Source organism: Pseudomonas sp. NPDC086278, assembly GCF_050280905.1.
Taxonomy (GTDB): Bacteria; Pseudomonadota; Gammaproteobacteria; order Pseudomonadales; family Pseudomonadaceae; genus Aquipseudomonas.
The window spans coordinates 58735-82258 of the sequence record NZ_JBNNWE010000015.1 but is presented as its reverse complement, the minus strand read 5'-3'; the positions used below and the strand labels follow the sequence as shown (position 1 = coordinate 82258).

The window sequence follows — 23524 nt, the reverse complement described above, 5'->3', positions numbered from 1 at the left end:
GTCTGCCTGTCCAACACCCATCCGTTTGTCCGCGAACTGTGGGGGCGCAACTGGTGTTTCGCCCACAACGGGCAGCTCGCGGATTTTGCACCGATCAAGAGCTTCTACCGCCCGGTCGGCGATACCGACAGCGAAGCGGCGTTCTGCGATTTGCTCAACCGGGTCCGTGCCGCGTTCCCGGAGCCCGTCGACGTCGAAGAACTGCTGCCGGACCTGGTCGCCGCCTGCGCTGAATACCGCAGCAAAGGTGTGTTCAACTGCCTGCTCAGCGACGGCGATTGGCTGTTCTGCTATTGCTCGACCAAACTGGCACAAATCACCCGTCGGGCACCCTTCGGCCCGGCGCGTTTGAAGGATGTCGATGTGATCGTCGACTTCCAGGCCGAAACCACCCCCAACGACGTGGTCACGGTGATCGCCACCGAACCCTTGACCGAAAATGAAACCTGGACCCGTTACGAACCGGGCCAATGGAGCCTTTGGCGACGCGGCGAATGCGTCAGCCAGGGCAAGACCGAATAAAGGATCACTCCCCACATGTTGCTCAGTTATCTACGGCTGGTGTTGTTTGCGGCGGGCCTGTTGATCGGTGTCCAGGTGCCGGGTTTTATCAGCGATTACGCAAAACGGGTCGAAGCGCATCTGATTGAGGCGCAGACCAGCCTGAGTGGTTTTCAGGGCACGGCCAATCAATTCTTCAAGGGCGACATGCAGGCGCTGGTCGCCCATTACCGCGCCAGTGACGACCCGATTTTCCGCAGCGATGCCGAAAGCCTGAACTCGTTGCTGACTCGCCAACTGGCCCTCGACAAACAGTTCCAGGCGATGCAAGGCCCGTGGTACATCCGCGTACTGCAAGTGGCGTTGGCGGCGGATCCGGATATCCGCAAGGAAACGTGGAACGGCTACAGCTACCAGATCCTGCTGACACCGGAAGCCATGATCTGGGGCATGAGCGGCGCGCTGCTGCTGTCGTTCGGGATTGAATGCCTGTTCCGCCTGATCGACTGGGTGGTGCTGGGCGGCAAGCGCTTGCGCCAGAGCCGGCCGATCGAAGACCGTGATGTCCGTGGCCTCTGACTGATCGCTCCCTGTGGCAAGGGCGCCTTTGTGGTGAGGGAGCCTTTGTAGTGAGTGGCCCTTTGTAAGGAGGGAGCCTTTGTGGCGAGTGGCCCTTTGTGAGGAGGGAGCCTTTATGGCGAGCGCTTTTGTGGCGAGGGGGCTTGCCCCCGTTCGGCTGCGAAGCAGTCGTAAACCAGGCACCGCATCCTTTCTTAAAGATTGCGGTGTCTTGTTTCAGAACCGCTTAGCAACCCAACGAGGCGATGCCGCGTTCCGACAACCCCCTCAACCCCCTCGCGCGCATCCCCCGCCCGCACCTGCTGACAACGCCAAAATCCCCTCGCCCCACTCAATCCCAATCCGCCACGCCACCACCACCTGCCAATTCGGTAGCCGCTAGTGGCAACGCTCAGCCTGCCGGAAACCCGTGGCAAGCCACTCGAAGCCGAGTAATCTGCGGACATCTGCCCATCGTAAAAAATCACAAAAGCCACAGGAGTGTTCACCGTGAGCCGCCTGCTACTGAATTGCGACATCGGCGAGAGTTTCGGCAGTTGGACCATGGGTCTGGACGCTGAGGTCATGCCTTTTATCGATTGCGCCAACATCGCCTGCGGCTTCCACGCCGGTGACCCGAGCATCATGCGCAAAACCGTCAGCCTGGCCCTGAGCAATGGTGTGCTGATCGGCGCGCACCCGGCGTATCAGGACCTGGTAGGTTTTGGCCGCCGTTCGATGACCTACACCGCCCAGGAACTTCAGGACATCGTGCATTACCAGGTCGGCGCCCTCGACGGCATTTGCCGGGCGCAGGGCGGGCGGGTCAGCTATGTCAAACCCCACGGCGCGATGTACAACGACATGATGGCCAACCCGGCCCAATTGCGTGCAGTGCTTCAGGCCGTGGCAACGTATGACCGCACCTTGCCGCTGATGCTGATGGCCACGCGCGACAACAGCGCCGCGCAGCAATTGGGCGATGAATACGGCGTGACCTTGTGGTTCGAAGCGTTTGCGGATCGCGCCTACGACAGCGCCGGCCGGCTGGTGTCCCGGCAACTGCCGGGCGCGGTGCATCACGATCCCGAGAAAATTATCGAGCAAGCATTGACCATCGCCCGTGGCGGCAACCTGACCGCCAGCGACGGCAGCGCGTTGCATCTGCAAGCCAACACCTTGTGCGTGCACGGCGATAACGCCAGTTCGGTAGCGGCGGTGAAGCGAATTCGTGAAGCCCTCGATCAACAGAGCGCGCCATGAAACCGCGGGTGGAAGTGGTGGCGCTGGATTGCCTGATGGTGCGGCTGTTCGATGACATCGCCGAAGCCAATATGCCGTGGATGCTCGCTGCCAGCGCAAACCTGCGTGCCGCGTTCGCCGGGCATCTCATCGACCTGGTGCCGTCGTACACGACGCTGATGGTGCATTACGAGTTGACCGCACTTAGCCCGACCCAGGCCCGGGAATTGATCGCTGAGGCCTTGGTCGACCTGTCGCCCAACACCCGAACCGGCGGCCAATGCCATGTGCTGCCGGTTTGGTATGACCTGAGCGTCGGCCCGGAACTGAGCCTGTTGTCACACCGTAGCGGGCTGACCGTAGAAGAGGTGAGCCGTCGCCACAGCGAGCGCGAGTATCAGGTGTTCGCGCTGGGTTTCGCACCAGGCTTTGCCTTCATGGGATTGGTCGAAGAAGTGCTCGCCGCGCCGCGCCTGAATACGCCGCGCAAGAAAGTCGCGGCCGGCAGTGTCGGCATCGCCGAGCGCCAGACCGCCGCTTACCCGGTCGTGTCTCCGGGTGGCTGGAACCTGATAGGCCGCACCCCGGCAAAATTGTTCGACCGCGAACGCGATGGCTACAGCCTGATGCAGCCGGGCGATACCGTGCGCTTTGAAGCGGTCAGCCATGCAGAGTTCGTCAATCTGGGTGGTGACGACACGCCGCTGGAGGCGCAGGCATGAGCCGGCTCCTGATCGAAACGAGCACGCCGCTGTGCCTGTTGCAGGACGCGGGTCGGTTCGGCGTGCGGCATTTGGGCGTGACCCAGGGCGGTGCCCTGGATTGGCGTTCGATGTCGTGGGCCAACTGGCTGCTGGGAAATCCGCTGGACGTGCCGGTCGTCGAAATCACCCTCGGCGGTTTCGGCGTGGTCGCCGAGGAAGATTGCGTGCTGGCGCTGGCCGGCGCGGACCTGGGCGCGCAGGTGAATGGTGAGGCGTTGGCGCCGTGGCGCAGTTTTCGACTGAACAAAGGCCAGCGATTGCAGTTCACTCAGCCGCTGCTTGGCGCACGGGCTTATCTGGCGGCACCGGGCGGCTTTACCGCACCGACCGTGTTGGGCAGCAGCGCGACAGTGGTGCGGGAAGCACTGGGCGGGCTGGATGGCATGGGGCGCGCGTTGGCCAAAGGCTCGCCGCTGAGTTATGGCGGGAATGGCCTGATACTGTTGCGCGAGGTGCCAGAGGACGATCGACCGGACTTCAACGTCGATTCACCCTTGGACCTGGTGCTCGGCGCGCAGATTGGCGAGTTCAGTGGGCAAAGTGTGTTCGATGCGTTCAACAGCGTCTGGACCCTCGACAGTCGTGCGGATCGCATGGGGATTCGCCTGTTGGGCAAGGCGTTGGTTTATCAGGGTAAACCGATGATTTCCGAGGGCATCCCGCTCGGTGCGGTGCAGGTGCCGCCGGACGGGCAACCGATTGTGTTGCTCAATGATCGGCAGACCATTGGCGGTTATCCGCGATTGGGCGCATTGACGCCGTTGGCGCTGGCGCGGCTGGCGCAGTGTCTGCCGGGGGCGAACGTGCGGTTGCGGCCGGTGGTGCAGGATGTTGCGCATCGCCAGCAGGTCGAGTATTTACGCCGGTTTTCAGACCGCTAAAGGCTTCGTCGGAACGCCGCCCGGAGTAAGCTCGCCCCCACAGTATCGTGCACAAGACCACTGTGGGAGCGAGCTTGCTCGCGATAGCGCCCGATCAGGCAACAAAGATTACTTGGAAAGAAACCGCATCCCTTCCTCCAGCCCCCGCAGCGTCAGCGGGTACATCTGATCATCAATCAAGTCGCGCACGATATTGGTCGATGAGGTGTAGCCCCACGTATCTTTCGGGTACGGGTTGATCCAGATGACCTTCTTGTACTTCTCCATGAACCGCTGCATCCACACATACCCGGCTTCTTCGTTCCAGTGCTCGACGCTGCCGCCAGCCTGGGTGATTTCATAAGGCGCCATTGCCGCGTCGCCAATGAAAATCACTTTGTAGTCGGCGCCGTACTTGTGCAGCAAATCCTGGGTCGAGGTGCGCTCGGAGCTGCGGCGCATGTTGTTCTTCCACACCGATTCATAAATGAAGTTGTGGAAGTAGAAATACTCCAGGTGCTTGAACTCGGTCTTGCAGGCCGAGAACAATTCCTCGCAGATCTTCACATGCGCGTCCATCGAGCCGCCGATGTCGAACAGTAGCAACAGCTTGACGGTGTTGCGCCGCTCCGGCCGCATCTGGATGTTCAGCAGGCCGGCGTCTTTGGCGGTGTGGTCGATGGTGCCATCGATGTCCAGCTCTTCAGCCGCGCCCTGGCGCGCAAACTTGCGCAACCGGCGCAGGGCGACCTTGATGTTGCGCGTGCCCAGTTCCACTGAATCGTCGAGGTTCTTGTACTCGCGCTGGTCCCAGACCTTGACCGCTTTGCCCTGGCGCTTGCCTGCATCCCCGACCCGGATGCCTTCCGGGTTGAAGCCGCCGGAGCCGAACGGGCTGGTGCCGCCGGTGCCGATCCATTTGTTGCCGCCGGCATGGCGTTCTTTCTGTTCTTCGAGGCGTTTCTTGAATTCCTCGATCAGCTTGTCCAGACCACCGAGGGACTGGATCGCCGCGCGCTCCTCGTCGGTCAGCGAACGTTCGAACTCCTTGCGCAACCAGTCTTCCGGGATCAACGCCTGAAGATGGTCGTCGAGTTTTTCCAGGCCATTGAAGTAGGCGCCGAACGCTCGGTCAAACTTGTCGAAATGCTTTTCGTCCTTCACCAGAATCGCCCGGGACAAGTAATAAAACTCGTCCATGTCGGCGAAGGTCACGCGCTGTTTCAGCGCGTTGATCAGGTCCAGCAACTCGCGCACCGAGACCGGCACCTTGGCGGCGCGCATTTCATTGAACAGGTTAAGCAGCATGGTGATTGCCCTCTATCTGGTTAAACAGAGGGATCAGCGCGAGCCGCGACGGCTCATGAACGCCAGGCGCTCAAGCAATTGCACGTCTTGTTCGTTCTTCACCAACGCACCGGCCAGTGGCGGAATGGCCTTGGTCGGATCGCGTTCGCGCAGCACCGCTTCGCCGATGTTGTCGGCCATCAGCAACTTCAGCCAGTCCACCAGTTCGGAGGTCGATGGTTTCTTCTTCAGGCCCGGCACTTTGCGCACGTCGAAGAACACGTCCAGCGCTTCGCTGACCAGGTCTTTCTTGATGTTCGGGTAATGCACGTCGACGATTTTCTGCAGCGTGGTGCGATCGGGGAAGGCGATGTAATGGAAGAAGCAGCGGCGCAGGAACGCGTCCGGCAGCTCTTTTTCGTTGTTGGAGGTAATGATGATGATCGGGCGCTTCTTGGCCTTGATGGTCTCGTCGATCTCGTAAACGTAGAACTCCATCTTGTCGAGTTCTTGCAGCAGGTCGTTCGGGAATTCGATGTCGGCCTTGTCGATTTCATCGATCAGCAGAATCACCCGCTCCTCGGACTCGAAGGCTTCCCACAGCTTGCCCTTTTTCAGGTAGTTGCGAACGTCGTGGACTTTTTCCGTGCCCAGTTGCGAGTCGCGCAGACGGCTGACCGCGTCGTACTCGTACAAACCCTGGTGGGCCTTGGTGGTGGACTTGATATGCCAGGTGATCAGCTTGGCGCCAAATGACTCGGCCAGTTGCTCGGCGAGCATGGTTTTGCCGGTGCCGGGTTCGCCCTTGACCAGCAGCGGACGCTCCAGGGTGATGGCGGCGTTGACCGCCAGCTTCAGGTCATCGGTGGCGACATAGGCCTGGGTGCCTTCGAACTTCATCTGCTAATCCTCGAACGGTAACGCCGACCTGATCGAAACAGGGCGGGGCGGGCGAATAAACGGTGATGCCCGACTATAACGCGCAGGCCGGGCGACTGTGAACGCAGACGGCTTATTCAGTCTCTGACTCACAGGTACACTGCTGAACTGCTGGGTCGGCTGAGAGCCTTGTACTATAAAGGCTCCAGCGATTCGGCACTGTGCCACATACCCCAGTATTCAGCGTTTAGATGTGCCGTACGTCGCATGCAAGTGCTTGCGACACGTGCCCCGGAGATACCAGTGTCCTATTTAGCCCGCCGTGACGGTCGGTACAGCTACCGTCGACGCTTCCCCGCAGATGTAGCCGCCCTGATTGGCCGGAACGAGTACCGCAAAGCCTTGGGGACTGCTGATCGGTCGGAGGCGCTACGCCTGTCGCACGCTGTGTCGGTTGAGTTTGACCGGATATGTGATACCGCCGTGGCGGAGTGTGCTGATCCGGCTCCGCAGAACGCAGAACCTGAGACGGTGCAAGCCCAAGCGAAGACCGCCGCCGAGGTGCTGAACAATCTGAACGCGGTGGTCCGGGGCTTCACGCTGAATATCACTGAGCGTATGCAGTCGTCCGGCTGGCAAGCTGAGCTTGAGTGGCGCAGAGCGTCCTTAAAAGCTCATGCGAACGGGACGGTGCTACCGGGCTTGGACCTGCACCCTGTAACGGCACGGGCGCTCCTGCGAGCGCTCGACGACACTCTAGAGGGCAATCCTCCACGGTTTGATGCACCTGCTCCTGATACGGCTCCTGCCGGTGCTGTCGCTGCTTCCGTGCCAGTGCCGGATACCGTCACCGAGGCGGTGTTCCAGTCGGTGCTAGTTGATTATTACGAAGGCGTAGGGCCTAGCCGCGTGAGCAAGTTAAAAAGCCTCACGCGCCGTGTACTTGCATGGCCTAGCACTCAAGCGGAGCAGCTTGAGCGGGTGATGCAGTACTGTGCTGAGCGGCTGGAGGCGGGCGGTAAGGCCACGTCTGTGCACGGTGATGCTGCTGCATTAATCACTGTGATGCGGCGCGTTCCCGGCTGGCAGAGTATTACTTTGCCGAGGGCTGGCGCAGTCGCTAGGGCCGTCCGATCCGGTGGAGGAATGAACGTGAACCAGCGTTCAAGTATTCCCTTGGATCGGATGCTGAACTTGCACGCCGAGATGAAGCAGCAAGTGCCTGTACATCACTCGACGGTGGTTCTGTTGGCTCGGTACGGGTTGCGACCCGGTGAGCTGCTTCAAGAAGGGCCGGAGGCGTTGGGGTATCGCGTGGATATTCTCGGCAACCGTGAGCTGGTGTTTAAAGCTGCACTGACTGGCGGGAAGAATGCCGCTGCCCGAAGAGATGTACCCGTGCACGCTGATGACGCTGACTTGTTTCGTGAGGTTCTGGCCGGTCTAGGAATCGCTGCTGATGCTACTCCGGTGCAGCGTGACAGACGGATTCGCCAGCGTGTGCGGAACGTGTCGCGGGTATACAACCGACTGCTTGGCGAGGCGGACGGGTTGTCGCTGTACTCCCAGCGTCACACCTGCGCCGACCTTCTGCGGGCTGTAGGTGCTACGGCGGAGGAGGTAGGAGGCGTGCTCGGCCATACCGCTGCTGGAGCTAAAGCCACGAGCATTTACGGTGGGAGCCAGCCTCTAGACCGACCGCGTGAGCTGCTGGAGAAGGTGCGGGCGCTCATCCCAACCTGATAGGTAAGAAACACCCTGGGAACGCCCCGCGTAGGTCTGAAGTTCGTCTGAATACCGAGACAGCTACAGGCCACGTATTACATGGGGTGTAGCCGTTTTGTCGTTTAGTAAGTTACTTCTAGGAAGGGAAGGCGAGCAACACTACTAAGCAATAGAAAGACACTTCGAGTACAGAGTGAGGATGACTGCACAGAGCTGCGGTCCTCCCTCTCCAAGAGCCATCGCCCCCCAAAGAGGAAGACCGACACAAGGAGACCGACGAATTGACCGATTCAGATATGAACGAACTGGAGCCGATGTTCCAGCCAATGACACAACTCGAAGCACAACTCGGGATTGCTCGCCGTATCAAGGCTGAGCTACCCCACATCACCGGGAACGCAATCTCGCCGTACTTGCAGACCGGGTTGGCGTACTTCACTAAGCACGGCAATCTCGATGGCTGGAACCTCAAGGGCCGATCAGTCGGCGCAGAGTTCGCCCAGATTGAGCGGGAGGCTGCCGCAAGACGCTCAGCCGTGCTCAAGGCTGCTGGCTTCACACCACGATATGCCACGATGGCTGAGGTTCACCACGTTATGAAGATCGCACACGATGCGTGCATGGCCGATGGGAACAAGCCCAGCGCAAGCGCCATGCTTCGAGATGCTGGCGTCCCGGCAAAGACCGCGAACAAACTCGCGAGCAAGCGCAGCCTCCACACCACGAAAGCATGGGACCAGCAAGAGCAACACCCGGCCCGCGTAGCTATGCGGGAACAAGGTGTGTTATCCCGCAGAAAGGAGCGCGGCGCTGTGAGCGGCAGTCTGGCCGGAACCGTAGCCGCGTTGTACAGCTTGGCGGAGCATACGAAAGACCGGCAGCGACTCAGCGCAGTCGAGCAGGCGCAGGCTCGTATGGAGTCTGAGATTGCGGCTCTGAAAGCGCAGTTGGCGCAGCACGAAGTTCGGATGGATGTCGCAGAAGCTGGACTAGACTGGAAGGCAGAAGCGGTATGTCTGAAAGCGGACGGATTGAATGCCGGTGAGATTGCACGTCGGCTTGGGCAGAAGTACGCAACCGTCCGGCAGCATCTGCATCGGCACTCGAAAGCGTGACGCCTCTGTCACGCTTGTCACGCCTAAATTCGGTCAAATCCCCAAGATAAAAGATAGGAGAGATAATGGCCCACATCACCCTACCCGACGGCTGTTTGATAATTGATGACTCCGAGCTGATGCCGGAGCACCGCGCCCGTCGCATGGCTCATGAAGGCATGCCATCTGATGCAATCGCCTCTGAGCTGGGCGAGCCCCTCGCCGATGTACAGCAGTGGATTGCCGAATGTCCCTATGAAAGCCCCGAGGATTACTGGCTGCGCCGGTACAACGAAGGCACCCACCGCGACGACGATGAAGACGAGTAACCCAGCCGTTTAATCGGCACCCTTTCCCCGCTGTATTCGCTTAGTCATCGGATGTAGCCGCCAGAGACGCTTACTCCTTAGCGGGCTCTGGCACCTATTCCGTACCGAGCCTTCCTGCTCCCTCGCTGTACCACCACACCCCATCCCGACACCCCGTTTCAACGGCTCTCAGAACCCGAGAATCAACGTTAGCGCTGAACCGACCCTACTGGGCCAGTTCGAGCCTAGCGCGATTTCTGGCGTCCTGAGATCCGTGGAAGCCGTGTGTCCGTCCCCAACGCACGGAGGTATCACCATGCACGTACAACCGAACCCGATAAAAGCAGCGGCCACCCGTCAAGCCGCCCAAGACTTCGCACGCAGGAACCTGAAATTAGACTTCGCTGACAAGGCGCACTGGCGAGAACTGGCGGGTGCTCGTGGCATTCATCTCCCTGCGTGGTACGTCACCGCCACCGGTGGCCGCCTCGGTCGATTCGCTGAGCGACTCGGCCTGACCATCCGTGACTTGTACGCCGGAACCGGCTGCCGTTCGTTCCGAGCGTTCGTTCAGATGAACCCCACTTGGCCTTTGTTTGCGTACGTCGGCGTGCTGCTTGAGCTTGCCGTTGAGCTGAATACACAAGACTGATCCGTCATCGATTCACCCTGGCCCCGGCCACCCCGCTGTACCCATCCCGAAACCCCATTCCTGAAAGGAGAATCACCATGGCCGCTAAAAAATCCAGCCTGAGCTACACCGAGCGCAATCGCATTGAACTCCTCACCAGCCACCTGCGCAGTTCCGCACGTCCGTCCGTGAAGGCGAAGTACGAGGATGAGCTTGCTCAAATTCTCGAAGGCAAAGAGCTGACCCGAAGTGATTACGCCTTGGCCGCGTACTACCTCGGCAACTCTGGAACCGACGCTGATTCCTCCGACCTGTCGCAGTCGTTTGCGCAGGCTTACCGCGAAACCCCTGCTGAGTAAGCAGCGGTACCACCATTAAGGAGATTGACTATGACCGCTTTTAATCCAACCGCTGAACTGGCAAGCCTGTCCGATGCCGACCTAATGGCGCCGCTAGTACTCGACGGTGCAGCCTCTGCAAGCCCGGCACCTGCACCGATTCAAGCCGAATGCTTCGGCGGTGTCCCTGAAGTTCCGGCCTTGAATTCGCTGCTGGCGCAAGCCGATGCAATCGCGCTAGCCGTTTCAATCACAGACCTGCCGCCGCGCTCTTTGCGTGTTACTGGCGTTCCCGCTGGTGAGTCTGTCTCGGGCATGCTGCGCAGCAATGGCGGGAAGCTCAGTGAAGCCCTACGCCAAGTAGTGGGCGAGCACATCAAGACTGTTGATGACCTCCGGTACGCCCTGCGTGTGTTCGCCTCGCACGGTGTGAACAGTCTGATCGGCAATCGCTACCGTGACCTTCTGGGGCGCGAGAGGGCAATCATCGACACTGCTGGTGCTGAGTGGACTGACAAGGTGCTGACCGCCGTTCAAGGTGAAGTTGCCGCGGTGCACGCTGCTGAGCACCTAACACAAGCCGAGTTTGATTTCCTGCTGGAGCTGGTAGACAGCAACCGGGCGGGTATGGCGCAGAACCTTGCGGGTCCGAGTGTCGATGTCCCCGCGCTTGTGAAGGGGCGTGGGCTGGACTGGCGTGAGCTGGCTAGCGCGTGGTCCGATGCCTGCGGTACGCGTGGCAATGTGACGTTCGAGGCAGGCAAGAACGCTGCCGGATGGAGCAGCTACAACATCACCGTCGCACCGGATGCCGGTTGGGTCCTGAGCGTGTTCGTAGATCAAGCATGGATTCCGCTTGAGGCGTCCGCTGCTGGCAAAGCCCGTGCTCTCTCTGAGCGTGAGCAAGTGATGTTGGCTCGGTCGCAGTCCGCGAAGCTTGCGCCGTACTTGGGCACCGTGTTCGCTGACAAGCTCCGGGGCGCCGTGTGAGCACCCATAAGCCTGCGCTCCGGCGCGGGCAACACCCATCCGCCGATGACCTCATAAAGATGCGACTGGGGTACTCCGGCTATGAGGCGAGGCTACAGAGAATGCGTGCGATGAAGCCTGCCCGGTACGCCGCTGTCATGTCCGGTGCTAAGACCTTCCTCGACGATGGCTGGTGTTGCCCTGAGTGCGATGGGAACGAGCGGCATACTCGGAACCTCGCCTGTCGGGCCTGCAACGGTGCCCGCGTAGCAAGCGTGTTCAAGATGCTGCCGGACGGGCAAACCGTGTACGTGTCAAAGGATGAGAACGCCTCGGAGAACTGGCAGCAGCGGCATCTCAGAACCCAACGGCTGCTAGATCAGAAAGCGATCCTGAATCGCTTGGGGGCAGTGGTCGTCGGTCGGTACTGCCTCTCGGGTGGCTGCGTGCTGCGGGCTGGCTCCGTGGCTCTCGACACTGAACCGCTGATGCTCGCCGTTGATGCGCTGCTGTCCGGTGATCCTGAACAGTCCCGCGCTGCGATTGAACCGCTTATCCAGCAAGACCGAGAACTGGCGTTATGCGTCCGCAGTATCGCCCAAGCCCTTGCTGCACCTAAACCAAATCGACCTTGATGCCTGCCCAATGGGGCGGGCTGCACCCATTGGAGGCATTAAATGAAAGCACGAATTACAAAGTCCGTCCTGTCCGGCATGCGCGACGCGTTTACCCCTGACTTAACTTCGCCGTCTGGTCTGCGTTGGAATCGCTGGAACGGCACCACCGGTGCGCGCAGCCGTGAAGCCTGAGACGTGGCTGGTAGCTGCACAAACTCAGGCACGTACGTTGTCACGTTGGAGGGCAGCAAGTACCGGGCTGCGGATGTTCTACTGGCCCTTCACCGCGCCCAGTATCGCACCCCTGTGGTGTTGGTATGAGCCGCGCCCAGACAAGGGTCGCGGCACGGAACAAGATGCCGGAGATCAAGCCTTGGCATGAGGAGTACACACTATCGGACACCTCGCCCAGTGGCCTGCGGTACTTGGTGAACGGCATTCCCAGCGTGCTGACTGGCTGCCCGAATGAACCGACTTGGCCTCATGATAAGAGCATGGCGCGGCACTGCATCTGGCCCCGGAATTACTGCGTGTCGGTAATCGTCGGCTGGGAAGGCACCGACCTCGGCGGGTTCATGAAGTGGGATATACAGCTCGAAACTGTCCCTGCTGGCGTTGTCCGTGAAATCCTGCTGGAGCACTACGAGCGTGAGCAGCAGATTCATTTACTGGAGCAGCACGAACAGCACTTGGAACAACTGGAAGTGGCCTAACGGCTGCTTCCCTTTTTCGGCTCCGGGCTGCGACCTAAAAATATTGTATCCACCCGAGCGGGTCCCTCCACTGAAGGCATCGCCATTGCCCCCGTGGCCCTTCGCCCTGCGCTTGCGTAAGTCTGACCCTGAGCTAGCCTCGACAGAGTCGCCGGTGTGGCGACCTGCCATTAAGGAGCGTGTGTGTGCCAACCAGATACCGTGACGCGGATAGCGGTCATTACATCACTGAAAAGGATGCTAAGAAAAATCCTAAGCAGTCAGTCAAAGAGACTGATAAGCCAAAGCCTAAGTCACCGCCAAAGCCTAAGGGGAAGTAGTACTAAAGGCAGTGTGGTTAGCGAATAGCCGCGCTGCCTTGGCTGTAGTGATACGGGTATACCTGAGCCACCACTCGTCGGATGCAGTGTAGATGTACTGGTTCGTGGTGATATGAGTGACTTGACAACTCTAATCACCACACTAATAATCACTACACCCAAATCAACACGAGTGCATTGCCATGATGATCCGAGCATACCTCCGAGCATCCACCATCGAGCAGGACGCCACCCGCGCTAAGGAGCAGCTACGCGCCTTCGCTGTTGAGCATGGGCAGCGTGTGGCGAGCTGGTACACCGAGAATGAATCCGGGGCCACACTAGAGCGCCCTGAGTTATTCCGTTTGCTCTCTGACTGTGAGCCGGGAGATGTGCTGCTGGTCGAGCAAGTAGACCGACTGGCTCGCCTGAATGAGTCGGACTGGCTGAAGCTCCGGGGCGAACTCCAGGCCAAAGGAGTGCTGGTTGTAGCGTTGGACCTGCCTACGTCACATCAGGCAATGCAGCCAGCTCGTAAGGGTGACGACTTCACAGGCCGGATGCTGGGCGCAATCAATACCATGCTGCTGGATATGCTCGCTGCTGTAGCCCGTAAGGACTATGAGGACCGCCGCCGCCGTCAAGCTCAGGGTATCGAGAAGGCTAAGGCTGAAGGCGCGTACAAGGGCAGGCAGATAGATGAGAGCTTGCACCAGCGAGTGCGTGAGTTGCTGGCAGACGGCAAGAGCATTCGCAAGGTGGCTGAGCTGATCGGATGCAGCACACAGACGGTGCAGCGCGTTAAGCGAGAGCTGGCCGTGTCGGAGTGAGCACACCCGTTAAGCCCATCTCTGTGCACCGCCTGAAACAACAAGAGAGCCGGACAGGGATTGCCGCCCACCCGGATTCATTGGGGTTTGAAATAACTCCAGTGCATCACTGGTAAGCAATGCTGCGTTCCTACGTTAGACGCACCGCTATGTACGCCAGAAGTACCAATCCTATTACGGCGAGCAGGCGCAATTGCTCCAACCGACGAAGCACGGATTGTTGAATAATCAATACCGCTGCCGTGTCTTCGCGACCATGACAGGCCGCTTGTAGCCCTTGTTGAATACGGTAGCGTGCTTCCCCATTCTCATTTGTTGAAGGGAATATGCCGCTCTGCTCGGCCCATCTCTTTGCAGAATCGCAAGCCTTTTCAAATTCCTGCTCGTACGATCGTTTAGCTGGCATCGCCTGTCCCTTGCTGCGTGGTTGTTGATCGTAATGTACGTCGTTTGCTATCCCAGATGTGACACGCGCCCGGTGCGCACGGCGTGGGCAAGTGCAGCAAATACCGCTGAAACCACTGTATCTACTGGGCCGAACGCCTTTCCCCTTGTTTAGTCTCTGAATGGGGCGTCACATCTTGACTCAGTCTCGGCGGCTCGCCAGTATTGTGCTATCGCCATATTGGCGATAGCTTGCGGGGCATGTCTACTAAATATCGATTTCGCGACACGTACCGCATTCAGTTGCGCGAGAAGGATCATCCGCCGCCCCACGTTCACCTGACCGGAGGCGGCCTCGACGTGATGCTCAGCCTGGAAACCGTGCAGGTCATGGTTGGCAAGGCGCCGCCGCTGATTATCAAGGAAGCACTGGAGTGGGTCAGGGCCCATCAGGTGCAATTGCTGGAGGACTGGAAACGATGTTACCCATGAAACGCCCACGGCTGTCGGCCGTTCAGGCATTGCCGGATCACCGGTTGGCGCTGACCTTTATAGATGGCCGGCAACTGACGCTCAACCTCAGCCATGACCTGCGTGCCTATCCTGGGTTACAGCCATTGCTGGAGGCGGGCGCGTTCGAAACTGCAACGTTGGGCGACGATGGCTGGAGCGTCGAATGGCCTGAGCACGACATCCAGCTCGGCGCGGATACCCTGTACCTCGATGCTCTCGCACAAAACGCCGCTGACGAAAACACCCGAATCTTTATCGACTGGCGAGCCCGGACCGGATTACCGCTCAATCAAGCGGCGCAAGCGCTGGGGGTCAGCCCGCGAAGCATCACCCGCTACAGCAGCGGGCGTGAAGCGGTGCCCCGATCGCTGGCGCTGGCGTGTCTGGGATGGGACTTCCTCCAGCAGCAATCGGGGGCCGTGCGAGCCGCCGAAGATACCGGGCGCTACACCGTAACGCGCAAACCTTAACCTTCCTCCGGCTTCGGCCGTTCATACCGCGCGTTGAACGCCTGAATGAAACCGTTGCGCAGAATCTGCAAAAACGCCGAGAACGCGCTGATATCTTGCCGGTGGACGTTGCCGCTCAGCTCTACCCGAGTCGCGAACTGGTTTTTGCCCTGGTTTTTCAGCACGGTTTCGGAGCCGCCGACGATGGCCTCCCAAATGGAACGGAAAATCCCTTTGTCCTTGTTTTCGACGTCTTGCTGCCAATTGAACACCTCGACGTCTTTCAGCAGCGGCTTGATATAGCCGGTCAATTGCGCTTTTTTGGCTTGGGCTTCGATCACCACATCGCCGTGGCCCGCGTTGAAGTCGAACTTGCCATAGGCCGACGCGAAGTCGTTCATGCTTTTGAGCTGGATGTCCTTGGCCCGCAGACGGAATTCGAAATCTTCGAAATTGCTCAGCGGATCGAAAGTGGCGGTGGTTTCCAGGGGGGCGTGGCCCAGCAGCAGCGCTTTTCCTTCGAAACGTGCGTCGCGCTTGCCTTCTTTGTCGACGACGTTGGTCAGGTTGTAAATGCTGGCGTTGACCTGAGTGGCATTCATGTTGACCGGAGGCTTGGAGTTGAAATTGCGAAAACTGATCTTGCCGTCGAAGATGCGCACTTCGTCCAGGGTGATCGGCGCCAGTTTGCTCAATTGCGCACGCCAATCGGTGCCCTGACCGGTTTGAGAGTTTTGCTTGTTGGCACCGCCGTCGACGAAGTTCACTTCGGGGTTGAAGAACTGCATCTTGGCCACCACCGCGTGGTCGTACCACAGCGAATGCCAGCTGACGGCGAGGTCAATCACCGGCGCGTTGACGAACGGCACCGGGACCTTGCCATCGACTTTGACAATTTTCAGTCCGTTGATCTTGTAGGCCCCGCGCCACAGTGCGAGGTCCACATCGGTGACCTGGCCCTGATAGTCACCCATGTTTGCCAGCTTGTCGTTCAGGTAGTCGCGCACCAGATAGGGCAGGGCGATGTGCAAGGCAATCAGCAACACAACGAGGCCGGCGAGGGTCCACAGGGGCCAGCTGTATCGACGCTTCATGGTGGTAATTCCTTGGCAAGGTAAAACGATGGACTGCGCCAGCCCGCGGACGTTCGCCAGAACTTGCCGACCCTCGGCAACAGGCATACCTTTGGCACCTTATTCAATGCTGTACAAGGACCCAGCCATGAGCCGCATTTTCGCTGATAACGCCCATTCCATCGGCAACACACCGCTGGTGCAGATCAACCGTATCGCCCCGCGCGGCGTGACCATCCTGGCCAAGATCGAAGGGCGCAACCCCGGTTATTCGGTCAAGTGCCGGATCGGCGCAAACATGATCTGGGACGCCGAAAGCAACGGCAAACTCAAGCCTGGCATGACCATTGTCGAGCCGACCTCGGGCAATACCGGGATTGGCCTGGCATTCGTTGCCGCTGCCCGTGGTTACAAGCTGATGCTGACCATGCCGGCGTCCATGAGCATCGAGCGCCGCAAAGTGCTTAAAGCACTGGGGGCCGAACTGGTGCTGACCGAACCGGCCAAGGGCATGAAGGGCGCCATTGAAAAGGCGAGCGACATTGTGGCCAGCGATCCGGCCAAGTACTTCATGCCAGCGCAGTTCGACAACCCGGCCAACCCGGCCATTCACGAGAAGACCACTGGCCCGGAAATCTGGAACGATACCGACGGCGCGGTCGACGTCCTTGTCGCAGGCGTGGGAACGGGCGGAACCATTACCGGCATTTCGCGGTATATCAAGAATACCCAAGGCAAACCGATCCTTTCGGTGGCCGTGGAACCTGCCGGTTCGCCAGTGATCACCCAAGCCATCGCCGGCGAAGAAATCAAGCCGAGCCCGCACAAGATCCAGGGCATCGGCGCCGGTTTTGTGCCGAAAAACCTTGATTTGACGATGGTGGACCGGGTTGAACTGGTGACGGATGAAGAATCCAAAGCCATGGCGTTACGTTTGATGCGCGAAGAAGGGATTTTGTGCGGCATCTCCTGCGGTGCGGCGATGGCGGTTGCCGTTCGTCTGGCCGAGACCCCGGAAATGCAAGGCAAAACCATCGTGGTGATCCTGCCGGACTCGGGCGAACGCTACCTGTCGAGCATGCTGTTCAGTGATTTGTTTACGGAGCAGGAAACCCAGCAATAAGACGCACAAGGGTAGAGAGCCTTTGAAGCGTCAACGGGGGTTGATTCAAGTCAGCCCTCGTTCAGGAAGCCTGTGTTAAGAAGTGCTTTGTTGCGCAATCCTTAATACGGAATGTTGCGTATGCGGGTTTTTCCCGAGGTCGGTAATGTTTATCATGGCCGGCTGCCACGTCGGGTAAATGGCGTTGTGCAATGAACCTATTCTCAAGGAGTTGTTGATGAGCTTTTCCTTTGCCGCAAAAGCGTTGGTGTTGCTGCTGTTTCTTGGCAGCACGCTCTATGTCCATCTGCGCGGCAAGGCGCGATTGCCGGTTTTGCGTCAGTTCGTCAACCACTCGGCGCTGTTCGCTCCCTACAACGCCTTGATGTACATATTTTCCGGCGTGCCATCCAGACCGTATCTGGATCGCAGTAAATTTCCGGAGCTGGACATCCTCCGGGATAACTGGGAAGTGATTCGCGACGAAGCGATGCACTTGTTTGATGAGGGTTACATCCGCGCTGCCGAAAAAAATAACGATGCCGGTTTCGGTTCGTTCTTCAAAAAGGGCTGGAAGCGTTTCTACCTCAAGTGGTACGACAAACCCCTGCCATCGGCCGAAACCCTTTGCCCTAGAACAGTGGCACTGGTCAGCAGTATTCCCAATGTCAAAGGCGCGATGTTTGCGTTGCTGCCGGGCGGTAGCCACCTCAATCCGCACCGTGATCCGTTCGCCGGTTCGCTGCGTTATCACCTCGGGCTGTCGACCCCCAACTCCGATGATTGCCGCATCTTTGTCGACGGTCAGGTTTATGCCTGGCGTGATGGCGAGGACGTGATGTTCGATGAGACCTATGTGCATTGGGTCAAGAACGAAACCGAGAAAACCCGCGTCATCTTGTTCTGCGACATCGAACGACCGCTGAGCAACCGCATTATGACCCGCATCAACCGCTGGATCAGCGGTTTGTTGGGCCGCGCGACTGCGCCGCAAAACCTCGATGACGAGCGTGTCGGCGGGATTAACCGGGCTTACGCCTGGAGCAAGAACTCCAGCGATAAATTCAGTGGCGTAGTCAAACAGTGGAAGCGACGTCACCCCAAGGCTTATCGCGTGCTGCGGCCGGTGTTGGCGGTGGTGGTGTTGACGTTGTTGGGGTATTGGTTGTTTGGGTGATCGCGGCCCGAAGATGAAAACCGCTCATTGGAGCGGTTTTTTTCTGATGTTATTGGCGTCCGGCGAGCACGTCAGGTTCGCCTTCGATGCCCGTCGCGATGATTTGTAGAAGCCGACGCTGACTGGCCGTCAGTTGTACTTTTGCAGGCTTGTTATCTTGAGCAGAGGAACGTTTTTTGATGCGGGGATTTCTTATGACTCCGTGCATATTTCCTCCGTTGTCGGTTGTTGATTGAACAGTTTTCACGATACTAGGCTCTCCACAGTTCTGACAAGTCGACCTTCTGTGTCTTCGTTGAAGTCGAGACGTTTATAAATGGGAATTGCACCTTCTAGCGGTTCCTGCACGTCGATGAATCTACTACCGATAATCAGGGCGTAATGTTCTATTGCCGAAATGGCCAGTGCCGCGATACGGTTTTTTAAAGGATGTGCCTCCCTCGGACTCCCTTCCAACCGCACGATCCGGATTCGTTGCCGACTATTGTTCGGGTTTGCAAAGCACAGTCCGCACAGTTCCTCTTCAAACCAGATGGCAATATCCAGAGACCAAGGCTCCTTTGCTTTCCACCCTATGATTTCACTCCATAAAAAGTGTGAATCCTCCCAGCGTTCGCAAGCATCAAGCGCCTGTGCATTGATGGGTTCGAACCGCACCCGTGATAGATCAATGTACGTTGGGCCTGCCCATTCCAGTTCACGTTGCAGCTCTGCCGCGCTGGTAGCAGCAAGACTTCTAGCACTCGACTTATATAACTGATACCGAATGTGCGTCCGTTCCCTTGGCATGTGATCTCGTGCATTCCATGTCCCCTGTTGGCGGGTTGATCCATTTCTTTGAAGGGTAGGGCGCTCATACGACGCTGTCCTTACTGGCCCTTTGTCCAAGTCATTGCAATCTGTGTCGCGGGCTGGTTATAGTCGGCGCTCGCCTGCTTTCCCGAGCACGGCCCTCAAAAAGATCAGCCCATGCCTGCATCCCTCATCAGTGCGGTAGTCGATTCAGCGGTCCACGCTGTCGTGGCGCCGTGCGGGAATCAGCAGCCTGTGCAGATCAGTCATTACCCCCCACCTGTCCTTGGCACGCCGGTATACGCGGTCGTATCGCCGCCGGGCGTTGGCGCTTCGGGCTGATCAGCTGTTATCTGCTGTCTCCCGTGCCCTGTGAAAAAACGACTGAATTTCAGCTTCGGCTGAGTTGGCTTTTTGCCTGAAGACAGGTGGTATTCATGTTTGTCCTTTCGAAAAAAACCGCGCTCGCGGCGGCGTCCACGAGCCTGTTCGTTCTGCTGTGGAGCAGCGGCGCGATCTTCTCCAAATGGGGCCTGGCCCACGCGTCGCCCTTTGCCTTTTTGCTGATTCGCTTCGCTATCGCGCTCTGTGGATTGCTGTTGTTGATGCCCTTGCTCAAGCTGAAACTGCCCAAGGGCGGTAAACCGATGCTGTATGCGATGGCCACGGGCGTGGTGTTGTTGGGGGCTTATCAGATTTTCTATCTGTTGGCGCTGGACCTGAAAGTCACGCCTGGCGTGATGGCAACGATCATGGGCGTGCAGCCGATCCTCACGGTGGTGATCATGGAGCGTCAACGCTCAGCCAGCCGGATGTTCGGCCTGGCGCTGGGCCTGGCGGGTTTGATCATGGTGGTTTACCAGGGCATCGGTCTGGCCGGGATGTCACTGGCCGCAATGCTCTTCGGTTTGCTGGCGCTGGCGAGTATGACCTTCGGTTCGATCATGCAAAAACGCATCACCGACAATCCCCTCGGCACGCTGCCGGGGCAATACCTGGCCGGGCTGTTGCTCTGCGGGATTTTCGTGCCGTTCCAGCCGTTTCATTTCGAACACGGCACAGGGTTCATCGTGCCGGTGTTGTGGATGGGATTGGTGGTGTCGGTGCTGGCGACGTTGTTGCTGTATCGGCTGATCGCCCGGGGCAATCTGGTGAACGTCACCAGCCTGTTTTACCTGGTGCCGGCGGTGACGGCCGTGATGGACTATCTGTTTTTCGGCAACACACTGGCGACGCTAAGCCTGCTCGGCATGCTGTTGATCATCGTCGGTCTGGTCTTCGTGTTCCGTAAAGCAGCGTAAAACGCTGTAGAAACCCAGGGCCCGGAGCATTGCTCCGGGCCTTTTTCATTTGGCCAGTGCGTGCTCGGCGCGCACCGAATTCATGAACGCCTGCATCGCTGACGATTGAATCCGATGACGCCGGGTGATCAGCCCATACGGCGGCAACCGCGCTTCGAACTTGATCGGCAGCACCGCCAGCAAATCACGCCCGGCGTAATCCTCCACCACCGACACCGGCGTGACGCCGAGCATGTCGGTCTGCTGGATCAATGACAGCAAGGTCATGATCGAGGTGGTTTCAACGATGCTGTTGGGAATGTCGACGCGGGCATTGTGGAACACCTGATTGATGATCGCGCGCATCGGGCTCGGATGCTGTTGCAGCACCCACGTCATGTTCTGCAACTCGGCCCAGCTCAGGTTCTTCTCCTGCGCCAGTGGGTTCTGCGCACCGGCAATCACGCACAGTGCTTCCTCGCCGAGGCTGTCGAAGAGCAATTCTTCAGCCCGGGCACCGGCCGGAATCCGGCCTAAAACAATGTCCAACTGGTCTTGCAACAGCGCTTGCACCAGCACGTCGCTGGTGTCGACCTGAATGCTCATCGACAACCGTGGATGGCTTTGTTTCAAGGTCGCGATGGTGCGGGTCAACAGCCCCGACGCCAATGCCGGAATGGCCCCGACCGCGACTCGCCCCAGGTTGCCGGATTCCAGTGCGACCAGTTCTTCGCGCATGCCGCTGAGTTCGGCGAACACCATGCGCGCGTAATAGATGACGGTTTCGCCGAACGGGGTCGAGCGCATGCCGCGCGGCAGGCGTTCGAAAAGCTCGACGCCGAGCAAATCCTCGGCTTCATGCAGCATCTTCGTCGCTGCCGGTTGGGTCATGCCAATGTGATCGGCGGCGCGGCGCAACGAGCCGAACTCCTGCAACGCCAGCATCAGGCGCAATTGGCGCAGACGCAGTCGACTGTGGATCACGTTGGCTTCTGGAATTCGGGTCATGGGCTCGACTCGCAAAAAAGACTGCGGCAAGCCTGACAACAAATGTCAGGCGTTGCCAGCATTGCCGTGTCACAGCACCGATTTGGTTTTGGCCACCGGCGGTTTGCGCAGCCCGGTCAAGGTGCCCAGTGCCTTGGAAATCAGCGGCCAGAACAACATCAGCAGCGCCGCCGTGGTCAGGCAACCCACCAACGGGTTGGACCAGAAGATGCCCAGGTGACCGTCGGAGAACAGCATCGACTGGCGAAACGCATCTTCAGCCTTGTCGCCCAGCACCGCCGCCAACACCAGCGGTGCGATTGGGTAGCCGAGTTTCTTGAACAGATACCCCAGCGCTCCGAAGCCCAGCATCAGCACCACGTCGAAGAACGAGTTGTGCACCGAGTACGCACCAATGGCGCAGACCATGATGATGATCGGCGCGATGATCGAGAACGGAATGCGCAGGATCGACGCGAACAGCGGCACGGTGGCCAACACCACAATCAGGCTCACCACGTTGCCCAGGTACATGCTGGCGATCAGGCCCCAGACAAAATCATGCTGCTCGACAAACAGCGTCGGTCCAGGGTGCAGGCCCCAGATCATCAAGCCGCCGAGCATCACCGCCGCTGTCGCCGAGCCGGGAATACCCAGGGTCAGCATCGGCAGCAGGGCGCTGGTGCCCGCCGCATGGTCGGCCGTTTCCGGGGCGATCACGCCTTCGAGTTCACCTTTGCCAAAGTTCTCGCGGTGCTTCGAAAAACGCCGCGCCAGGCTGTAGCTCATGAACGAGGCAGCGGTCGGACCGCCCGGCGTAATGCCCATCCAGCAACCGACGAGGGTGCTGCGCAAAATCGTCCACCAGTAGCGCGGCAACTTGGCCCAGGTGCGCAAGATCACCATCGGCGTGATGCGCGCATGTTCGCCGCGAAACACCAGGCCTTCCTCGACCGTGCAGAGGATTTCGCCGATGCCGAACAGACCGATCACCGCCACTTCGAAACTGATCCCGGTCATCAGGACCGGTTGATCGAAGGTCAGGCGCAGGTTGCCGGACACGGTGTCCATGCCGACCGCCGCCATGGCGAAACCGATCATCATCGCCACCACGGTTTTCAGCGGCGGGTTTTTGCTCATGCCGATGAAGGTGCAGAACGCCAACAGGTACACGGCAAAGAACTCCGGCGAACTGAACGACATGGCGAACGCGGCAATGCGCGTCGACAGGAACGTCAGCAACAATACCCCGGCCAGCGCGCCGATCAGCGCCGAGCTGAACGCCGCCGTCAGGGCTTCGGCGGCGCGACCTTCGCGGGCCATCGGGTAGCCGTCGAAGGTGGTCGCCACCGATGACGGCTCGCCGGGGATGTTGAACAGAATTGAGGTGATCGAGCCGCCGAACAGCGCGCCCCAGTACATGCACGACAGCAGGATGATCGCCGACACCGGCGACATGGTGAAGGTCAGCGGCAGCAGCAATGCCACGCCATTGGGGGCGCCGAGGCCGGGCAATACGCCGACCAGAATGCCCAGCAGCACGCCGATCACCATCAGGCCGATGTGGCCCGGGGTCAGGATCAGGTTCATGCCTTGCAGCAAGGAATCGAATTCGCTCATTTGAAGCTTCTCCGGGCCAGCATTATCCAGTCGCCCAACGGGCCGGCATCCAGCGGGACCTTGAACCACAGGGCAAAAATCAGGTAACTGGCGAGCACCGCGCCCAGCGCCACCGTGGCGATCATCAACTTGCTGTACGGCCTGGCGCGGACCTTGTCACGCCACATGAACCAGGTGATGAAACAGGCCGACGACACGTAGATGCCGGTGAGTGGCATGGCGGCGACGAACAGCGCTATCGGGATGAACACCGATATCACTTGTTTGAATGCCGTGCGGCTGACGAATGAAATGCTCAAGGCTTGCCAGCGCACCACGGTCAACACGCCGTTGGCGACACTCGCGGCACTCAGCATCAGGCCGATGTAGAACGGGAAGTAACCCGGCTCGGGGCCGGAATCGCCCCAGCCGATACCTTGTTCGACGCTGCCGAACATCACCACCACGCCGATCAGCGCGGTGAAGAGTGCCAGGCCGAGTTCGACCCAGCGGGTACCGACCAGCGCCGGTGAATCCGAAGAATGGGACATGA

General features: G+C 59.2%; 29 protein-coding genes. 20 read left to right on the top strand and 9 right to left on the bottom strand.

The window, feature by feature from the left end:
* The 5 genes from ACQKP4_RS07230 to ACQKP4_RS07210 all read left to right on the top strand — a co-directional run.
* Positions 1 to 522 (top strand): class II glutamine amidotransferase (locus tag ACQKP4_RS07230; RefSeq protein WP_427631740.1); only part of this gene is annotated, 522 nt, incomplete at its 5' end.
* Positions 523 to 537: 15 nt separating this feature from the next.
* A complete protein-coding gene (locus ACQKP4_RS07225) occupies positions 538 to 1080 on the top strand; it encodes a DUF2937 family protein (protein ID WP_427631738.1) in 543 nt (180 codons plus the stop codon).
* A 489-nt stretch (positions 1081 to 1569) separates the two neighbouring features.
* Positions 1570 to 2322, top strand: coding sequence for a 5-oxoprolinase subunit PxpA (locus tag ACQKP4_RS07220; RefSeq protein WP_427631736.1), 753 nt, complete (start codon positions 1570 to 1572; stop codon positions 2320 to 2322).
* Positions 2319 to 3023 carry a 5-oxoprolinase subunit B family protein gene (locus ACQKP4_RS07215; protein WP_427631734.1) on the top strand — a complete coding sequence of 235 codons (705 nt, stop codon included), beginning with the start codon at positions 2319 to 2321 and terminating at the stop codon, positions 3021 to 3023. Before ACQKP4_RS07220 ends, ACQKP4_RS07215 begins: the two co-directional genes overlap by 4 nt.
* Positions 3020 to 3946, top strand: coding sequence for a biotin-dependent carboxyltransferase family protein (locus ACQKP4_RS07210; protein ID WP_427631732.1), 927 nt, complete (start codon positions 3020 to 3022; stop codon positions 3944 to 3946). Before ACQKP4_RS07215 ends, ACQKP4_RS07210 begins: the two co-directional genes overlap by 4 nt.
* Before the next feature lie 108 nt (positions 3947 to 4054).
* Here the strand turns inward: ACQKP4_RS07210 and ACQKP4_RS07205 are convergent, their stop codons facing one another.
* Both ACQKP4_RS07205 and ACQKP4_RS07200 read right to left on the bottom strand, forming a co-directional pair.
* On the bottom strand, positions 4055 to 5233 hold the full coding sequence (locus ACQKP4_RS07205) for a vWA domain-containing protein (RefSeq protein WP_427631730.1): 1179 nt from the start codon (positions 5231 to 5233) through the stop codon (positions 4055 to 4057).
* A 33-nt stretch (positions 5234 to 5266) separates the two neighbouring features.
* On the bottom strand, positions 5267 to 6112 hold the full coding sequence (locus tag ACQKP4_RS07200; protein WP_427631728.1) for an AAA family ATPase: 846 nt from the start codon (positions 6110 to 6112) through the stop codon (positions 5267 to 5269).
* Positions 6113 to 6394: 282 nt separating this feature from the next.
* On the opposite strand from ACQKP4_RS07200, the gene ACQKP4_RS07195 reads away from it, so the two are divergent.
* The 10 genes from ACQKP4_RS07195 to ACQKP4_RS07150 all read left to right on the top strand — a co-directional run bounded on the left by ACQKP4_RS07195 (position 6395) and on the right by ACQKP4_RS07150 (position 13615).
* The gene (locus ACQKP4_RS07195; RefSeq protein ID WP_427631726.1) at positions 6395 to 7834 is read left to right on the top strand and encodes a DUF6538 domain-containing protein; all 1440 of its coding nucleotides are present in this window, start codon (positions 6395 to 6397) and stop codon (positions 7832 to 7834) included.
* Positions 7835 to 8097: 263 nt separating this feature from the next.
* A complete protein-coding gene (locus ACQKP4_RS07190) occupies positions 8098 to 8931 on the top strand; it encodes a helix-turn-helix domain-containing protein (RefSeq protein WP_427631724.1) in 834 nt (277 codons plus the stop codon).
* A gap of 65 nt (positions 8932 to 8996) precedes the next feature.
* A complete protein-coding gene (locus ACQKP4_RS07185) occupies positions 8997 to 9239 on the top strand; it encodes a hypothetical protein (RefSeq protein ID WP_427631722.1) in 243 nt (80 codons plus the stop codon).
* Between the two features lie 295 nt (positions 9240 to 9534).
* Positions 9535 to 9870: a hypothetical protein gene (locus ACQKP4_RS07180; protein WP_427631721.1), complete on the top strand. Its 336-nt coding sequence runs from the start codon at positions 9535 to 9537 to the stop codon at positions 9868 to 9870.
* Between the two features lie 77 nt (positions 9871 to 9947).
* Positions 9948 to 10208 carry a hypothetical protein gene (locus ACQKP4_RS07175; RefSeq protein ID WP_427631719.1) on the top strand — a complete coding sequence of 87 codons (261 nt, stop codon included), beginning with the start codon at positions 9948 to 9950 and terminating at the stop codon, positions 10206 to 10208.
* 30 nt (positions 10209 to 10238) lie between these two features.
* A complete protein-coding gene (locus tag ACQKP4_RS07170) occupies positions 10239 to 11177 on the top strand; it encodes a hypothetical protein (RefSeq protein ID WP_427631717.1) in 939 nt (312 codons plus the stop codon).
* Between the two features lie 101 nt (positions 11178 to 11278).
* Positions 11279 to 11791, top strand: a complete 513-nt coding sequence (locus ACQKP4_RS07165; protein ID WP_427631715.1) for a hypothetical protein — start codon at positions 11279 to 11281, stop codon at positions 11789 to 11791.
* 42 nt (positions 11792 to 11833) lie between these two features.
* A complete protein-coding gene (locus ACQKP4_RS07160) occupies positions 11834 to 11965 on the top strand; it encodes a hypothetical protein (protein WP_427631713.1) in 132 nt (43 codons plus the stop codon).
* 338 nt (positions 11966 to 12303) lie between these two features.
* On the top strand, positions 12304 to 12486 hold the full coding sequence (locus ACQKP4_RS07155; protein WP_427631711.1) for a hypothetical protein: 183 nt from the start codon (positions 12304 to 12306) through the stop codon (positions 12484 to 12486).
* A 502-nt stretch (positions 12487 to 12988) separates the two neighbouring features.
* Positions 12989 to 13615, top strand: a complete 627-nt coding sequence (locus ACQKP4_RS07150) for a recombinase family protein (RefSeq protein WP_427631709.1) — start codon at positions 12989 to 12991, stop codon at positions 13613 to 13615.
* A 130-nt stretch (positions 13616 to 13745) separates the two neighbouring features.
* Here the strand turns inward: ACQKP4_RS07150 and ACQKP4_RS07145 are convergent, their stop codons facing one another.
* A complete protein-coding gene (locus tag ACQKP4_RS07145; protein ID WP_427631707.1) occupies positions 13746 to 14021 on the bottom strand; it encodes a hypothetical protein in 276 nt (91 codons plus the stop codon).
* 239 nt (positions 14022 to 14260) lie between these two features.
* On the opposite strand from ACQKP4_RS07145, the gene ACQKP4_RS07140 reads away from it, so the two are divergent.
* Entirely contained in the window at positions 14261 to 14491 is a 231-nt protein-coding gene (locus ACQKP4_RS07140) for a DUF4160 domain-containing protein (RefSeq protein WP_427631705.1), read from the top strand.
* Complete coding sequence (locus ACQKP4_RS07135) at positions 14479 to 14982, top strand: DUF2442 domain-containing protein (protein ID WP_427631703.1); 504 nt, start codon at positions 14479 to 14481, stop codon at positions 14980 to 14982. The genes ACQKP4_RS07140 and ACQKP4_RS07135 overlap by 13 nt, the downstream gene beginning before the upstream one ends.
* On the opposite strand, the gene ACQKP4_RS07130 is transcribed toward ACQKP4_RS07135, so the two are convergent.
* The gene (locus ACQKP4_RS07130) at positions 14979 to 16055 is read right to left on the bottom strand and encodes a DUF748 domain-containing protein (RefSeq protein ID WP_427631701.1); all 1077 of its coding nucleotides are present in this window, start codon (positions 16053 to 16055) and stop codon (positions 14979 to 14981) included. The two genes, ACQKP4_RS07135 and ACQKP4_RS07130, sit on opposite strands and share 4 nt — an antisense overlap.
* A gap of 127 nt (positions 16056 to 16182) precedes the next feature.
* On the opposite strand from ACQKP4_RS07130, the gene cysK reads away from it, so the two are divergent.
* Together cysK and ACQKP4_RS07120 are read left to right on the top strand one after the other, a co-directional pair.
* Positions 16183 to 17157, top strand: a complete 975-nt coding sequence (gene cysK / locus ACQKP4_RS07125; protein WP_427631699.1) for a cysteine synthase A — start codon at positions 16183 to 16185, stop codon at positions 17155 to 17157.
* Between the two features lie 217 nt (positions 17158 to 17374).
* On the top strand, positions 17375 to 18313 hold the full coding sequence (locus ACQKP4_RS07120) for an aspartyl/asparaginyl beta-hydroxylase domain-containing protein (RefSeq protein WP_427631697.1): 939 nt from the start codon (positions 17375 to 17377) through the stop codon (positions 18311 to 18313).
* Positions 18314 to 18362: 49 nt separating this feature from the next.
* On the opposite strand, the gene ACQKP4_RS07115 is transcribed toward ACQKP4_RS07120, so the two are convergent.
* Together ACQKP4_RS07115 and ACQKP4_RS07110 are read right to left on the bottom strand one after the other, a co-directional pair.
* Positions 18363 to 18560, bottom strand: coding sequence for a hypothetical protein (locus ACQKP4_RS07115; RefSeq protein ID WP_427631695.1), 198 nt, complete (start codon positions 18558 to 18560; stop codon positions 18363 to 18365).
* Positions 18557 to 19102 (bottom strand): hypothetical protein, encoded by a 546-nt coding sequence (locus ACQKP4_RS07110; protein ID WP_427631693.1) that lies wholly within the window; start codon positions 19100 to 19102, stop codon positions 18557 to 18559. The genes ACQKP4_RS07115 and ACQKP4_RS07110 overlap by 4 nt, the downstream gene beginning before the upstream one ends.
* Positions 19103 to 19542: 440 nt before the next feature.
* Between ACQKP4_RS07110 and ACQKP4_RS07105 the strand changes: the two genes are divergently transcribed.
* Complete coding sequence (locus ACQKP4_RS07105; protein WP_427631691.1) at positions 19543 to 20406, top strand: DMT family transporter; 864 nt, start codon at positions 19543 to 19545, stop codon at positions 20404 to 20406.
* A 45-nt stretch (positions 20407 to 20451) separates the two neighbouring features.
* Here the strand turns inward: ACQKP4_RS07105 and ACQKP4_RS07100 are convergent, their stop codons facing one another.
* From ACQKP4_RS07100 to ACQKP4_RS07090, 3 genes are all read right to left on the bottom strand, one after another.
* Positions 20452 to 21393: a LysR family transcriptional regulator gene (locus ACQKP4_RS07100; RefSeq protein WP_427631689.1), complete on the bottom strand. Its 942-nt coding sequence runs from the start codon at positions 21391 to 21393 to the stop codon at positions 20452 to 20454.
* A 69-nt stretch (positions 21394 to 21462) separates the two neighbouring features.
* Positions 21463 to 22992, bottom strand: coding sequence for a tripartite tricarboxylate transporter permease (locus ACQKP4_RS07095; protein ID WP_427631687.1), 1530 nt, complete (start codon positions 22990 to 22992; stop codon positions 21463 to 21465).
* Positions 22989 to 23522 carry a tripartite tricarboxylate transporter TctB family protein gene (locus ACQKP4_RS07090; RefSeq protein ID WP_427631685.1) on the bottom strand — a complete coding sequence of 178 codons (534 nt, stop codon included), beginning with the start codon at positions 23520 to 23522 and terminating at the stop codon, positions 22989 to 22991. The genes ACQKP4_RS07095 and ACQKP4_RS07090 overlap by 4 nt, the downstream gene beginning before the upstream one ends.
* Between the last annotated feature and the right edge of the window lie 2 nt (positions 23523 to 23524).